Raw genomic sequence first — 14,210 nt, 5'->3', positions numbered from 1 at the left:
CAATCGCCACCAGTTCAGCTTAAGCTGTCCAAAGCGGCTCAGGCAGAATTTGTCATTTGTGATTAGACCATCTCGACGAACAAAGGAGTCAGGAAGCGGAAATGTGCCCTGGCCTGCTCCGGACGTACGGTCGAAATTGGGGACCGGCCTAGTATCAATGGGAGCTTCATGCTCCTCCAACCGCCGTTCGATATCTTTGGCCTGCTCTTCGGTGACCCGATCCTTTGATCTCGCATGTACGAGTTGTCTCTGCTTTCGGCGCCAGCGTCGTTCCCGAACAGTCCCAATGAGGCGAAGAAGAGCAACGCAATTCTTGCGAGAGCTGAGCATTTCTGACTATATCTGCGCACCCGCACAGTCCAAGCGCCTGATGAAGACATCGTTCGTCGTTACACCCAGAGAGGTAATGTGCTTTCTCGATTGAGACCGAGGACGACCGAAAATGCACTTCCACCTCAATAAACAGCGCTGCCGGTGTTGGTTCCACGTCCAGAGCAACAGCTTTGCTTCCAGTCGCCGCCGATCCTCTGAGGCATGCACGTGCAGGCGTGGACCTGTTGGCTCCCCAGTTTGAGGTCAAAGCCGTTTTCAGGTAGTGCTCCACCGCGTTCTACAAACGGCCCAGTTCGGCTTGGATCCGCTCCGCTGGCATTCTGCACGTGCTCAGGGCCGGCTGCCGCTGCAACGATGTGGCGCCGTATTATGGTCCGGCCATCACCATCCACAACCGCTACAATAGGTGGCAGCACCCATTTGGCGGTTGGACTTAGAAGTGCATGCCGTCCACACCTCCCATGCCGCCTCTTGCCGGTTCCCACAGAGCTGCTCATGCGGCTTGTCACTATGATCGGAGTGCCTTTCGCACCTCCGGCGCCACCCTCGTTCCGAGGATTTCGATCGCCCACATGAGCTTGGCATGGTCCATCACGCCGATAGCCATCTGGATCAAGAAGCGGTCGAACCGGAAGATCTCATGCGCCGCCAGAATTTTGTCCGTCACCTCCGCAGGGCTTCCGACCAAGAGCGCGCCGCGTTGCCCCGTGCAGCGTCGAACTGCGCGCGGCGTGTTGAAGGCCAGCCGCGCTCCCGCCCAATCCGGTTCATCACCTCCGCTTGCGGGGCATAGAAGGTGTCGGCGGCATCTTGCGCAGTGCTGGCGACAAAGCCGTGCGCGTTGATCGATGTTTTCAGGGCTGCCGGATCGTGGCCTGCCCGTTGGGCTGCCTGTCGGTAGAGGTCGAAGAGGGGGCGAAACGCGCCGGTTCGCCTCCGATGATGGCGAGAGCCAGCGGCAGATTGAGCACCCCCGCACGAGCAATGCACTGGGGTGTTCCGCCCACCGCGATCCAGAGCGGCAGCTTCTCCTGATAAGGCCGTGGGTAAACGCCGCGATCCGCGATGTGTGCTGCCCGCCTGGCCAGCTGACGCGCTCGCTTTCGTTGAGCTGCATCAGGAGTTGCAGCTTCTCGGCAAAGATCGTGTCGTAGTCATCAAGTTCGTAGCCGAAGAGCGGAAAGGACTCGATGAAGGAGCCACGGCTGGCCATGATCTCGGCGTGTCCTTGGGTGAGATTGTCGAGGGTGGCGAACTGCTGAAACACGCGGATTGGGTCGTCGGAGCTCAGCACCGTCACGGCGCTCGTCAGGCGAATGTGCTTCGTCTGGGTCGCTGCGGCTACTAATGCTACAGCGGGTGCTGAAACTGCATAGTCGGGCCGATGGTGCTCACCGAGGCCGAACACATCAAGCCCGACCTGGTCGGCGAGGACGATCTCCTCCACGAGAGGTGGGACGATCAGGAATTTCGTGTGGGGCCGTACGATGATCTAGAAGGAGACATCGGATGGCACGCCGCAAGGAACCCCGGATTCCCGACCACCTGCTCGATCAGCTGCTGGCCGGTGCTGACGCCAAATCCGCGTTTGCCAAGGATGGACTGCTCGACGAGCTGAAGAAGGCTTTGGCCGAGCGGGCGCTGAATGCTGAGATGGATCACCATCTCGATCAGGAGAGCGAGGCTGGCAACACCCGCAATGGCTATGACCGCAAGAGTGTGCTCACCGACACCGGCAAGATCGACCTGGAGATCCCGCGCGATCGCCTGGCGACCTTCGATCCGCAGCTGATTGCCAAATACCAACGGCGCTTTCCCGGTTTCGATGAGAAGATCGTGTCGATGTACGCCCGCGGCATGAGCGTGCGCGAGATCCAAGGCCATCTGCGCGATCTCTACGGGATTGAGGTCTCGCCGGATCTGGTCAGTGCCGTCACCGATGCGGTCCTGGAGGAGATCACCGAGTGGCAGAACCGCCCTCTGGAGGCGCTCGACCCGCTGGTCTTCTGCGACGCCATCCGGGTGAAGGTGCGCGATGAGGGCATGGTGCGCAACAAGGCCGTCTACCTGGCGCTCGGCGTGCGGCCCGATGGCGCCAAGGAGATCCTCGGCTTATGGGTCGAGCAGCGCGAGGGAGCTGGCTGCGGGTGATGAACGAACTCAAGACCCGCGGGGTCGAGGATGTGCTGATTGCAGTCGTTGATGGCCTGAAGGGCTTTCCCGAGGCGATCACGGCGGTGTTCCCCGAAGCCCAGGTCCAGACCTGCATCGTTCATCTGATCCGTACCTCGCTGGCCTTCGGGTCCTACAAAGACCGGAGAGCTGTCGCAGCGGCCTTGAAGGAGATCTACCGGGCCAAGGATGCCGAGGCCGGCCAGACCGCCCTGGAGGCGTTTGCGCAGTCGGTTTGGGGCCGCCAGTACGAGGCGATCACAGCCGCGTGGCGGCGGAGCTGGACAGCGGTGATCCCGTTCTTCGCCTTTCCGGAGGAGGTGCGCCGGCTCATGTACACGACCAACGCCATTGAGGCGCTGAATGCCAAATTGCGCCGGGCTGTCCAAGCCAGAGGGCACTTTCCCACGGATGAGAGTGCGATCAAGCTATTGTTTCTGGTCTTGAGGCAGGCGCAGAAAGAGTGGAAGATGCCGCCACGGGAGTGGGGAATGGCCAAAGCGCAATTCGCCATTCTCTTCGAAGGCCGCTTCAGGCTGGGATGATGAACCCGGCCCTTACACGGAAATTCCGACGGTCCCCGCCGGCGGGAGCACCGGTGAGGGCCTCGACTTCCAGGTTCATCAGGCGCTCGGCCGCAAAGGCTAGCATGGCGCGGATGAGATCGGCATCGGCCCCCTTTTCGATCAGCTCGATCAGGGCCATTCTCTCCTCGGTCATCGTCATCTCCAGGTTGAAGGGTCAGGTGTCGTAACCCGAACTCTAACCGAAGATTGGCGATGACCACCTCATCGGTGGCCTGCTCCTACACCACGTCTCGGGACGCTACCCCCCAGTATGCATCCGCCGAGGACCGCGGAATTATCGACTGCGGCGTGGTAAAGTGGGCGCATGGAGATCGATCACGACAAGATCGACGAGGCGGTTCTCGCCCTGATGTGGCTGACGCTGCACGATGGATGCCGGGCCTGGAAGAGCTTTGATTGGGCCGTGACCGATCGGCTCTACCGGAAGGGCCTCATCGCCGATCCGGCCAACAAGGCCAAATCCGTCGTGCTCACCGACGAGGGACTGCAGAAGGCCGAAGAGCTCTTCAAGACCTTGTTCACGCGAAAGCCCTGAGCCTCAGGCTGCGGCCTGCTGGTGGCGCGGTGCTTTCCAGTTCCAGGGCAGCAGCTCGTCGAGGCGTTTGGCTGGATGCTCCGGCAACCGCGCCAGCACGTCCGCCAGCCAGGCGCGCGGGTCGACCTCATTGAGCTTGCAGGTCTCGATCAGCGTGTACAGTGCCGCCGCCCGATGCCCGCCGACATCCGAGCCGGCAAACGTCCAGTTCCGGCGCCCGACCGCAATCCCGCGGATCGCCCGCTCGGCCGCATTGTTCGATAGGCAGACCCGCCCGTCCTCAAGTAAGAGCGCGAACGAAGGCCAGCGCCGCAGCATGTAGGCGATAGCTTTGGCCGTCTCGCTCTTGGGCGACAGCCGTCCACGCTGAACCCGCAACCAACTCTCGAGATCATCAACAAGAGGTTTCGACTGAGCCGCACGGACAGAGCGTCGCTCGTCAGGCGGTCGGCCGTTGATCGCGCGCTCGATCGCAAACAGGGCGTCCATGCGCTTGACTGCCTCGATCGCGATCGGCCCTTTCTTCAACTCAGCCAGTTCGAAGAACTTCCGCCGGGCATGCGCCCAGCACGCCGCCTCGCTCGCCGCCCCGGTCACGCGCCCTGGTTCATACAGCTGCCGGAAGCCGGAATAGGCATCCGCCTGCAGAATCCCGCTGTAGCTCTTCAGAAAAGACTGCGGATGCTCACCCTTGCGATCCGCAGAGTAATAGTAGATGGCAGCCGGCGGATCGCTGCCGCCAAAGGGCCGATCATCGCGCACCACCGTCCAGAGCCGGCCGGTCTTGGTCTGGCCCTTGGCCAGCACCGGCACCGGTGTGTCGTCGGCATGCAGCCGCTCAGCCTTCATCACATGGCCAGCGATCAGCGCGCTCAACGGCTGGGTTGCAACCGCGACCGCACCGATCCAGTCGCACAGGGTCGAGACATCCAGATCGACGCCCTCCTGGGCAAACACTGTGCTCTGGCGCGTCAGCGGCAGATGCAGCCCGAACTTGCCGACCGTAATCTCGGCCCAAAGATGCGGGCCGGCGCGGCCGCGCGGAATGGCATAGAAGGGTGCGGGCATCTCGGTGATCGTCTCGCACGCCGCACAGCTGAACTTCTCGCGCACGGTTTGCACCACGACCCAACGTGCCGGGATGCGCTCCAGGGTCTCGGTCACCACCTCTCCGAGCTTGCGCAAGCCGCCACCGCAGCAGGCGCAGGCGGTCGGGCCGGGAATGACCATGCGCCGGCGCGGCAGGTGCCCGGGCAAGGCCCTGCGGGCGGGCTTGGTCCGCTCCAATTCCTCGACCGTCCACTTGGGTGCCTCCGGCGCCGCGGCGGCATCCCTGGCCTCGGCCTCGGCGTCCAAGTGGGCGGCGCTCTCCTCCAAATCCTCCAGGGCCAGCAAGAGCTGCTCGAGACGGGTACTGCGCTCCGATGAAGTGCCAAAGTGCTGGCGGCGCAACTTGGCGATCTGCAGCTTCAGCCGCTCGATCTCCAGCTCCAGGGCATAGCGGGCGGCGTGCGCTTGCGTGGCCTCAAGCCGGGCCACCTCCAACGCAGCCCGAGCGATCTCCAGATCGCCCGCGCGGGCTTCCGCCGCCAGACGTGCGGCGCGCTCGGCGCGGATCATCGCGTGAGCGTCAGCGAGACTGGCGGGAAGCGGATCGGAGTGATTTGCCACGCTTCGAGTCTGCCACGACAGCGTTGCTTTGCACGGCTTGGTTGCTCATCCGGCCGCGGTCGGGCGCCAGGTTTGCTGGGGATTGCGCCAGTCGATACCCTCGAGCAGATAGCCCAACTGCGCAGTGGAAATCGACACGGTGCCATCTGCCGGCGAGGGCCACAGAAAACGACCCCGATCGATCCGCTTGGAGAACAAGCACAAGCCCTGTCTGTCGTACCAGAGCACCTTGATCAGATCGCCTCTGCGTCCACGGAAGACAAACAGGTTGCCGGAATGTGGATCACGCTTGAGCGTCTCCTGCACGAGCAGGGACAGGCCGCCGAAGCCCTTTCGCATGTCGGTGTGCCCGGTGGCCAGCCACACGCGCACACCGGTGGGGACCGGGATCATGGCAGGCTCTCCACCACCTGCAAGACCCGCCGCAGCGCCTCGGCATCGACTTCGCGATCCACGCGAATACGTCGCCCGCGACCCAGGACGATCTCGATCACACCGGTGCGCCGCGGTGGGGATGCTGCCGGTGGGGTCTGTGCGAGGACGGGCGTGATCTCGACCGGCATGAAGACAGGACCGGCGTCGCCAAGTCGCCCTTCGCGGGCCAGACGGCGCCAGGTGAAGACGACGCTCGGCGCAAGCCCATGGCGGCGGGCAACTTCAGTCACCGTCACGGCTGGTTGCAGTGTCTCTTCCACGATCTGGAGTTTGTCCTGAAAGCTCCAGCGTAAGCGGTGTCTTCAGGCCACGGCCCTGAGATCTTGCGCGGCGGAATAGGCCCACGGCAGCAACTCATCGAGGCGGCTGTTGGGATGCCCCTGGACAATGCGGGTGATCACATCGGCCAGATAGCCATAGGGCTCGACGCCAATCAGCTTGCAGGTCTCGGTCAGCGACGCGATCACCGCCCAATGCTCCGCGCCACCATCGGACCCGGCGAACAAAGCATTCTTGCGACTGAGGGCAATGGGTCGCATCGAGCGCTCGACCACATTGGAGTCGATCTCAACTCGACCGTCATCGACAAACCGCGTCAGCCCCTCCCAACGCGAGAGCGCATAGCGGATCGCCTCGGCCAGTTTCGACTTCTGGCTGATGAGCGCGAGCCTGGATCGCAGCCACGGCTCAAGCTCATCAAGTACCGGCCGGCTGCACTCCTGTCGGATCGCGCGACGCTCCTCAGGGGTGCATCCGCGGATCTTGCTCTCGATGGTGTACAACTCGGCGATGCGCGTGAGCGCCTCGCTCGCAATCGGCGCCGGACCGGCCGCGGCCAGTTCGTAAAAGCGTCGGCGTACATGGGCCCAGCAAAACGCGAGCGTCACCTGGCTGCGTCCGGCCAGCACCTTGTAGCCGCCATAGCCGTCCACCTGCAGCACGCCCGCAAAGCCCGAAAGATGCGCAATCGGCCGCTCGGCTTTGCGATCCGGCGCATACATGTAGACGACGCCGGGCGGGTCGGTGCCGCCCCAGGGGCGATCATCCCGCGCATAAGCAAACAGCTGACCCGTTTTGGTTCGCCCGCGGCCGGGGTCCAGCACGGGTGCGGTGGTCTCGTCGGCAAAGAGCTTGCCGGAGGTTTTGAGCTTCGCGAACAAACGCTCCTGCACGGGCCGCAGCAGAAAGGCGGCGCGGCCGACCCAATCAGCCAGGGTCGAGCGATCCAGGTTGATGCCCTGGCGGGCGTAAATCTGAGCCTGTCGGTAGAGAGGAAGATGATCGGCGTACTTCCCAACAAGCACGTGCGCTACGGTGGCTTCGGTGGGCAGTCCACCCTCGATCAGGCGTGCCGGAGCCGGCGCTTGCACGACCACATCCTCACAGCGGCGGCAGGCGTATTTGGGCCGACGCGTCACCAGAACCCGGAACTGCGCCGGCACGATATCGAGCCGTTCAGAGACATCCTCGCCGATCCGGTGCAGGGGACCAGAACAGCAGGGGCAGGATAGATCGTCGATCTCCACGACGCTCTCGATCCGCGGCAGGTGCGCCGGCAGGGAGCCGCGGTTGCGGCGCCGATGCGCCGCGCGAGTCGCACGCCGGTCCGGCCGTTCCATCTCGCTGTGCGCATGCTCAGCGGCTTCGACCTGCTCGACCTCTTCGAGTGCGAGCAGCAGCTGATCTTCGGGCAGGGTCTCGGCCCGGCGGCCGAAGCGATGACGCTGCAGTTCCTTGATGATCTGGCGCAGCCGCTCGCTCTCGGCCCGCTCGGCCAAGAGCATCGCCTTGAACAAGTCGGGATCGTTGGGCAAAGCAGGCGTTGCGGTGGTCACGAAGCGCAGTGAATCATGCTTCGCGCCGTGACGCGAGGGGTTTGACGCGAGGTCTCGATCAACTTGCTGCCGAGGGCACTGTGGTCTGGCGCGCCTCATGCACGCGGCGCCACTCCAAACCTTCGAGCAGAGCCGAGAGCTGCGCTGCCGACAGGTGAAGGGCGCCGTCCTGGATCTTGGGCCAGCGGAACTCGCCATCCTCCAACCTCTTGGCCATCAGACAAACACCCGTGCCATCCCAGAAGATGAGTTTGATCCGATCCGTGCGCTTGGCCCGGAACACGTAAACGGCCCCGGAGAATGGATCCGCCCCCATGGTCTCGCGCACGAGCGCAGCGAGCCCCTCGGCTCCTTTGCGGAAGTCGACGGGCTTGGTCGCCACCAGAACGCGGACAGTACCGGTCGGTCCGATCATCGCAGGCTCTTGAGCGTTTGCAGGACGACGGCCAATGTTGCTCCATCGACCCCGCGTGGGACGCGAATGACGGCGCCCTCCACGGCAATCTCGATCACGGCTTCACGACAGGCAGCCGGGGTGGACTGCGGCGTGTCAGGGCTGACAACAACTGGGGTAAAGGCCAGCGGATGATTGTCAGCCTCGCGCTTGGCCTGACGACGCCAGGTGAACAGGTGCTGGGGCGACATGCCGTTGCGGCGGGCCACTTCGGACACCACCGCGCCCGGCGCCATCGCTTCCTCCAGGATCCGCGTCTTCTCATTAGCTGACCAGCGCCGGCGTCCGCCGGCTCCGGTGATCACTTCCAGACGCCGCACGGGCCGCGGCGGCTCAAGCATATGGTCAAGCATCGACACAAAACGATCCCAAATCAGAGATCGTCAGTCTCGCCCCTCACACATGCAAACGTAAGGTGGGGTTAGAACACCGCTTACGCTCCAGCGGCGCCGGCGCTCTGTGCCGAGAACCTCGATCTGCATCGACCTACTGACCTTAAAGCTAGCCTTAAGGTCAGAACGTCACGCGCAAACAGCGCTCTCACAAGAGGGCGCACACCAAGTGCTTACCCCCCCACCACGCCACGACCGAAGATTCCGCGGTCTTCGGCGGATGCGTACGAGCGCTTCATCCAGACGCTTCTGCGGGAATGGGCCTATGCGATCCCGTTCAGTTCATCGCAGGCCCGAGCCGCCGACCTGTCGCGGTGGCTCGCCTGGTACAATCGGCAGCGCCCGCATGGTAGTCTCGGCCGACGAACACCGGCTCAGGCTCTCGCCGGAGCAACCTGATCAGAACTCACAGCTAGCGACGTTTACTTCGGTGCATTGGGCAAAATCTCAAAGGCTGCTCAACCCGACGCTTCCGAAAAACGTCAAACAACCAGCAGATATAATTTCTTGCGCCGTAACATCGTGGTCCGAGAATCTATCGGAAAGTGTGGAATCTTCCCAATTGATACGTACACTTCTGATGAAACAATAGAATAGCAAGGCGTGAAACAAGCATATATCATATGGCGAAAACAAATTCTCGAATACCCGTGTTTGCATCAATTCTGGAACCGCAGAAACCAGTTGCCTGTAGCATCTGTTCGGCAAGCTGAGGATAAGGCTGTCCTGCGTCGCCGTCCGTTGGACCAGTGTTGAATGCTCCGTAGCGAGCTCGTGCCAGTAAGAGAACGCAAATCGTGCCAAACCGAACAGCGGATCAATAGCAGGAAGAGAAGTATCAGGATCTATTAGTCGAAATCCCCGGCCATTGTCCAATTGTATGATGTTGCCAAAATGGTAGTTCTGATGGCTTACGGGAGCTTGCTTGACCGGTATATCGCTGACTGTAACTAAGTAATAGTTCAACAGTTCACCTATAGTATACGCCATCTCCGTCTCTTCGATAACGAACCGCGTTCGAAGAAGCATATCTCCTCTGACCTGCGCGCGAATCTCGTCTGATTCTCGCTTCAAAATGTCTTGGTACCGTAACGCGGAAACTGTAAGATGCGATCGTTCGCGGGTAACGAGATCGACTACAAACTGCAACGCCTGTTCAACTGTGGAGCACTTTTCGACGAGAGAGACGTCCTGCGAGAAAACGATCTCTGACAAAGAACGACCTTGCTGCCTCTCCATCATGTAGTATCTGCGACCGAGAATTTCTCCACGGCTTAAAATCGGCACAATACTGTCTGGGAATTTCGTGTGGAGCGCATCTATCGCGCGCATTTCTCGAATTAATTTAGCATTATTGAGAGGCTCTCGAGCAATTTTCACCACAATCCCTGACGGCAAGATTTCGACGTCATGGGCTGAGCGCTTGACCACAGTTCTTTTGCAACTTCCATCTGCCATCTTAGATGGCCCGGTCTGCGCCACAAGGGGCAAATCGATCCCGGCGGTAGGGTAGTAATTTGGGGCACTCCAAGGCTTGCCCGTGTGCTTAGGGAAAACACTCTGCATTGCTCTTCTCCGTAAGGGCATACGAAACAGCCGACAGGACATTTGCGGAATAGCCGATGGTGTTGCTTACAAAGGACTGTAGGGTAATCTGGACAAGCCCCTGCGTGGCCAAATACGCGGGGCGGTGCAAGAGCAAATGGTTGTCGTCTGCTAGAATCGTGGCGCACCTAGCCTCAAACGCATAAGCCTTGCTGCCAAGAGGAAGATCGGTCGCTTTCACGATGTTTGGATGTTTGGTGTATGAGGCTTCGCAGGCTTTCAAGATTCTGTCCCGTGTAAGTTTGCCGTCGTCGCGCACAATAAACCGATTAATCTGATACCCAGGCGCATGAACCGGCGCCCTCAGCGAGACCGTATTGAGCATGGAGGCCCAAGGCATGACTTTCTTTATACTTTTTGTAATTTGAGAGAAGCTTGGACGAAGATTGTCACGGCAGTCTTGAAGCCGGCCCTCAAAGGACTTGGTACCCAAACGGCCGGTCGGGGTGTCTGGATGAACTATGTCAGTCTCGACAGATACTATTGAACGCGCATCAAAACCGAGGCCCGCTATAGCCAAAATTACAACGCGCAGCGAGGCGTGCATGCCATTAGTCTGGCAGGAGCCGATACAGTATAGACCGTCTGAAGCAATGTTCGGCGACCTCGGCAAGGCGGTCTTGTCAATACCTAATAAGCAAGGATAGATGCTCGGCGCACGATCGGATTCTGCCACACCGAGCACCATGTCCGAAATATCTCTAAGCTTGGCATTCAGTTCAACTGATTCCGCATCTTGCTTGGATGTAGCAAGTATCGTGGCGTCAAAGCGGCCAAGCTCATCGAAGGGGTCGTAGTGTGCGTTCAAAAAGTGGAAACTTATCTTGCGTCCAAAGAATGAAAGAACGCTCTCTGAGACGATCTCGCATCCTCCCGCAAGAGCCGGTTGGGCGAGGAGCGCACGTGCGTAAATTCCATGAATTGCTGTCAGCGAAGGATACCTTGCATCCACCGCCGGCGAATTTGTAATCACAGTGTCAATTGTGAAACCGTCTCTTTCTGGACAGTTGAGTAAAAGCAAATTGACACCAATCTCAGATCCGCAACCTACGAGGAGAACGCGTCTCATCCAAATAACCTCGCATCAGGGCGTTTGAATGATGAATTTTCGAACAGCTCCATGAAGGCAGGAACTGAAAGTTGGGCAAGCACCTGCACATCGAGTACTGTCGAAATCATCTCCTCCACACGTGTTTCGCAAAACACATGCTGAGTGTTCTCCCTAAATTTCTCGACTAACAGCGGCAGCGCCTCATGGCGTCTATGCTTGTGGCCAATGGGGTACTCGATAGTGATATCGTCAATTTGACTTCCGTCGTTCAGCGTGATCTGCAGCGTATTCCCGATTGAGCGTTTGCTTACATCGTAGTAAGCTGCTGTAAAGTCGGGGTTTTCCTGGCACTTGATGCGCGTTCTCAGCCAATCAATTCGACCATCCGTTGCGAATGCGTCCTCGAAGTGGATAGATTTCAATTCCCCGAAAAGAAGGGCGACGGCTACCATATACTGCATGCAGTGGTCGCGGTCGGCAGCATTGTTCAGGGGCCCTTTCTTGTCAATGATCGTGATAGCAGGTCGCTGTGTTAGTACAACCACTGATGCGATTTCGCTTTGAGCTCTGCCTAGAGAGCCGAGAATATGATGCGCCTTAATTGCCGCTTCAACGGCGGTCTGTGCGTGGTACTCTGCGGGATATGGAACTTTGAAGAGAATATTTTCTATCACCATTTGACCAAATGGTGAAGGAATACGAAGTTCAGCTCCTCCGAACATGGCATCATAGAAGCCCCACTTTGGAGTAGTTAGAGCTTGCCTATACCCCATCTCTCCGGTGGCAGAAATCAGTGCAAGCCTAACGCCCCTGCTGGTCGCATCTCCCGCTGCCCAAGATTTCCGGGTGCCAGCATTCGGGGCGTGCCGATAAGTGCGCAGCGCATGTCCATCAATAAATGCGTTTGAAACGGCGGCTAACGTTTGCTCCTTGTCTAAGCCGAGTAGACGACAGGATATTGCCGTGGATGCGATTTTGACAAAAATCACGTGATCGATACCCAACCTATTAAAAGCGTTTTGTAGGCATAGAACCCCCTGTATTTCGTACGCGCGTATGAGGCTATCCAAGACCTCTTGCATTGATATAGTACTCGCGCCACGAGCCAGCTTTTCCCGTGATAGCCAATCAGAGAGGCCGAGAATGGCTCCAAGATTGTCGGAAGGATGTCCCCACTCTGCAGCCAGCCAAGTATCGTTAAATTCTAGCCACCGGTTCATCACGCCTATTGTGAAAGCGGCTGTAACAGGATCAAGCCGATAGTTTGTTCCTGGGACGCGTGCGCCCATTTTAATTTCGAGTCCGGGAACTTGCGGCCCAAGTAATCTGATACAATCTGGAAACTGAAGCGAGCGTACCCCGCACCCGATCGTGTCCAACAAACAGTATCCTGCGAGATCGTATGCATCCTGAGAAAAGACAGTATCACTTAGTGCGTAATCGGCGATTTTCTCGACAACATCGTCGTATCGGTGCTGGATAGGTGCTTGGGCATCCATTGATATGGAACTCCGGATAAATTCTATTTGACGCTGTTCATAACGAGGAGTGTGACAGGTTGCTTTGCGCCGGCAGTGCGGAAGCTCTTATTCAGCGCCCACTAGAGAGGTTGTTGCGTCAGCTACAGTCTTCCAGAGAGCCAGTCCTGCGCACATCCAGGGTTACGCAATGGAAACCGTCACTCAGCGTTCGCGCATGCCGCAGCTGTAGGGGGATGCAGTCGATCTTGTGCTTTTCAAGGAGATTTATCAGCGGCGTCTGGCTCTTATCAACCATGGCGAGGTTGGGGTCGACCATCAGCAAGTTCATCGAGAATATCCATGCCGATCCATATGCAACCTCGGCGTAGCCGATATCTACTGGATCAGGTGCGTAGAGAACATCCCATTTTTTGAAAATTGATGGTAGGTTCCTCTCGCTAATCCGGCTAGGATTCACCAATACGAGGCTTGGTCGCAACAGAGAAATGGTCGTGTCGATATGCGTCGCAGCGTAAAGATCGTCGCACGGGTGAACTCGGTAGTCATCCCCTAGAGTGCTCTGCAACCACTCAGCACCAAGTTTATTTCCCGTGTCCGAGACCTGATACAGAATGTCTCGCCCAATGCGGAGGCAATTCGCTGCATCAAACACCGGCTCATGCTCAAGCAGTGCAGATTGTTCGGGGTCCGTCGCATTGTACATGGAGTCGAGCAGCTGTGGCTTTGGTGCCGAAATCCAGCGCGCACCACTTTTCATATATTCTATAAGAAGATCTTTATAGGCGAAAGGCTCGAAGAACCGGAATCTCATCGACATCGGGGTTTCTACGATAGTATTGCCAATTGGGAGCATAATGTCGTGTGGGCAATAATTATACATCCCGTCGGCCTCCCAGTCGGGAGTTTTGAACCCGGCCGAATGATCCGTTGGTGCCGGGCGACGTACGGTGACGCCTTGCGCGATCAGCGCATGGATAATCGCGTCAAGATCCTCTTCAGTTTCCTCGATAATGCGGGTGCTTCGAGGCCCAGTAGGCATCGCATTAATACTTTCATATTCTGAATAGCGGATCGCAAAGAGACCTTTGTCGCCCTTGGGCACCTGCGCTCCAATCGCCGTTCCTACAAGAACCTCTTCGAGCGGATCCCATTCATTATTGACATTGACTAAAGATCTCGCATTGTTGAGTGTGGAACTGCATCCAGTATTGGAACTGGACAGGCTGCCGATTGTTTCGATATTCATCACTAACTCCCTTTCCTCGCTTTCTCGCAAAGCGAAGCGTTTAAGTTGAACTATTGCAACTTGCTGATGCGACTGAGCAGAACATTTTCCTCCTCCGGCAGCTGCGCTTTGGCACTTTCAGCACACTTGTTTTCGGAGCCGAACAAAAATTCCGTAACAAGTCTTCACACTCTTGTAGTTGGGCAGGGCCTGGAGCAACAGCGGCTCGTAGTGCTGTTTCAGTTCGTCCTGCATTGGCTCCGGACGGTCGACCGATTTCAGCGCCAGCTCGACCAGCTCAATCGCGCGATCCTTGTTACCGCTCTTATAGTAATACTGAGCAACCTCCCCATAAGAGCCGTTGTCTTTGTATTGCTCTTGCATCTGCACCAGATGAGGCATTGCCGCTACACATGGTGAGCACCAAGTTAGCC

The 14,210-nt window shown here is 58.6% G+C and carries 12 protein-coding genes and 4 pseudogenes; 3 read left to right on the top strand and 13 right to left on the bottom strand.

Annotation, left to right across the window (positions count from 1 at the left end):
* Window positions 1–841: 841 nt before the first annotated feature.
* Window positions 842–1,783: pseudogene (locus tag DC522_RS29845) on the bottom strand (LLM class flavin-dependent oxidoreductase); the annotation flags it as partial.
* Window positions 1,784–1,842: 59 nt separating this feature from the next.
* Between DC522_RS29845 and DC522_RS29840 the strand changes: the two are divergent.
* Window positions 1,843–3,050: pseudogene (locus DC522_RS29840) on the top strand (IS256 family transposase).
* Window positions 3,051–3,087: 37 nt separating this feature from the next.
* Here DC522_RS29840 and DC522_RS29835 read toward each other — a convergent pair.
* Window positions 3,088–3,225 (bottom strand): annotated as a pseudogene (locus DC522_RS29835) (IS256 family transposase); the annotation flags it as partial.
* A gap of 171 nt (window positions 3,226–3,396) precedes the next feature.
* Between DC522_RS29835 and DC522_RS29830 the strand changes: the two are divergent.
* Window positions 3,397–3,627, top strand: coding sequence for a DUF6429 family protein (locus tag DC522_RS29830; protein ID WP_116532121.1), 231 nt, complete (start codon window positions 3,397–3,399; stop codon window positions 3,625–3,627).
* 3 nt (window positions 3,628–3,630) lie between these two features.
* Here the strand turns inward: DC522_RS29830 and DC522_RS29825 are convergent, their stop codons facing one another.
* The 6 genes and pseudogenes from DC522_RS29825 to DC522_RS29800 form a co-directional block, all read right to left on the bottom strand.
* On the bottom strand, window positions 3,631–5,247 hold the full coding sequence (locus DC522_RS29825) for an IS66 family transposase (protein WP_116532127.1): 1,617 nt from the start codon (window positions 5,245–5,247) through the stop codon (window positions 3,631–3,633).
* Window positions 5,248–5,343: 96 nt separating this feature from the next.
* Complete coding sequence (gene tnpB / locus DC522_RS29820; RefSeq protein ID WP_116532120.1) at window positions 5,344–5,691, bottom strand: IS66 family insertion sequence element accessory protein TnpB; 348 nt, start codon at window positions 5,689–5,691, stop codon at window positions 5,344–5,346.
* Window positions 5,688–6,017 (bottom strand): annotated as a pseudogene (locus DC522_RS29815) (transposase); the annotation flags it as partial. The gene tnpB (DC522_RS29820) and the pseudogene DC522_RS29815, both read right to left, overlap by 4 nt.
* Window positions 6,018–6,035: 18 nt before the next feature.
* Window positions 6,036–7,568 carry an IS66 family transposase gene (locus tag DC522_RS29810; protein ID WP_371680857.1) on the bottom strand — a complete coding sequence of 511 codons (1,533 nt, stop codon included), beginning with the start codon at window positions 7,566–7,568 and terminating at the stop codon, window positions 6,036–6,038.
* A 58-nt stretch (window positions 7,569–7,626) separates the two neighbouring features.
* Window positions 7,627–7,983: an IS66 family insertion sequence element accessory protein TnpB gene (gene tnpB / locus DC522_RS29805; RefSeq protein WP_116532118.1), complete on the bottom strand. Its 357-nt coding sequence runs from the start codon at window positions 7,981–7,983 to the stop codon at window positions 7,627–7,629.
* Window positions 7,980–8,375 (bottom strand): transposase, encoded by a 396-nt coding sequence (locus DC522_RS29800; protein WP_116532117.1) that lies wholly within the window; start codon window positions 8,373–8,375, stop codon window positions 7,980–7,982. The genes tnpB (DC522_RS29805) and DC522_RS29800 overlap by 4 nt, the downstream gene beginning before the upstream one ends.
* Before the next feature lie 123 nt (window positions 8,376–8,498).
* Here DC522_RS29800 and DC522_RS36530 point away from each other — a divergent pair, with 123 nt between their 5' ends.
* Complete coding sequence (locus DC522_RS36530; protein ID WP_116532125.1) at window positions 8,499–8,813, top strand: integrase core domain-containing protein; 315 nt, start codon at window positions 8,499–8,501, stop codon at window positions 8,811–8,813.
* Window positions 8,814–8,861: 48 nt separating this feature from the next.
* Here DC522_RS36530 and DC522_RS29790 read toward each other — a convergent pair whose 3' ends face one another.
* From DC522_RS29790 to DC522_RS29770, 5 genes are all read right to left on the bottom strand, one after another.
* Window positions 8,862–9,980 carry a hypothetical protein gene (locus DC522_RS29790; RefSeq protein WP_116532116.1) on the bottom strand — a complete coding sequence of 373 codons (1,119 nt, stop codon included), beginning with the start codon at window positions 9,978–9,980 and terminating at the stop codon, window positions 8,862–8,864.
* Window positions 9,961–11,088, bottom strand: a complete 1,128-nt coding sequence (locus tag DC522_RS29785; protein WP_116532115.1) for a hypothetical protein — start codon at window positions 11,086–11,088, stop codon at window positions 9,961–9,963. The genes DC522_RS29790 and DC522_RS29785 overlap by 20 nt, the downstream gene beginning before the upstream one ends.
* Window positions 11,085–12,569 carry a bifunctional 2-methylcitrate dehydratase/aconitate hydratase gene (locus DC522_RS29780; protein WP_116532114.1) on the bottom strand — a complete coding sequence of 495 codons (1,485 nt, stop codon included), beginning with the start codon at window positions 12,567–12,569 and terminating at the stop codon, window positions 11,085–11,087. Before DC522_RS29780 ends, DC522_RS29785 begins: the two co-directional genes overlap by 4 nt.
* A 118-nt stretch (window positions 12,570–12,687) precedes the next feature.
* Entirely contained in the window at window positions 12,688–13,797 is a 1,110-nt protein-coding gene (locus DC522_RS29775) for an amidinotransferase (RefSeq protein ID WP_205769841.1), read from the bottom strand.
* Window positions 13,798–13,914: 117 nt separating this feature from the next.
* Window positions 13,915–14,210: TlpA family protein disulfide reductase (locus DC522_RS29770; protein WP_371680852.1), on the bottom strand; the 296-nt coding region annotated here is incomplete at its 5' end.

It is taken from the genome of Microvirga sp. KLBC 81, assembly GCF_003075415.1.
Lineage (GTDB): Bacteria > Pseudomonadota > Alphaproteobacteria > Rhizobiales > Beijerinckiaceae > Microvirga.
The sequence above is the reverse complement of the archived record's forward strand: the minus strand, read 5'-3'. Positions and strand labels throughout refer to the sequence as shown.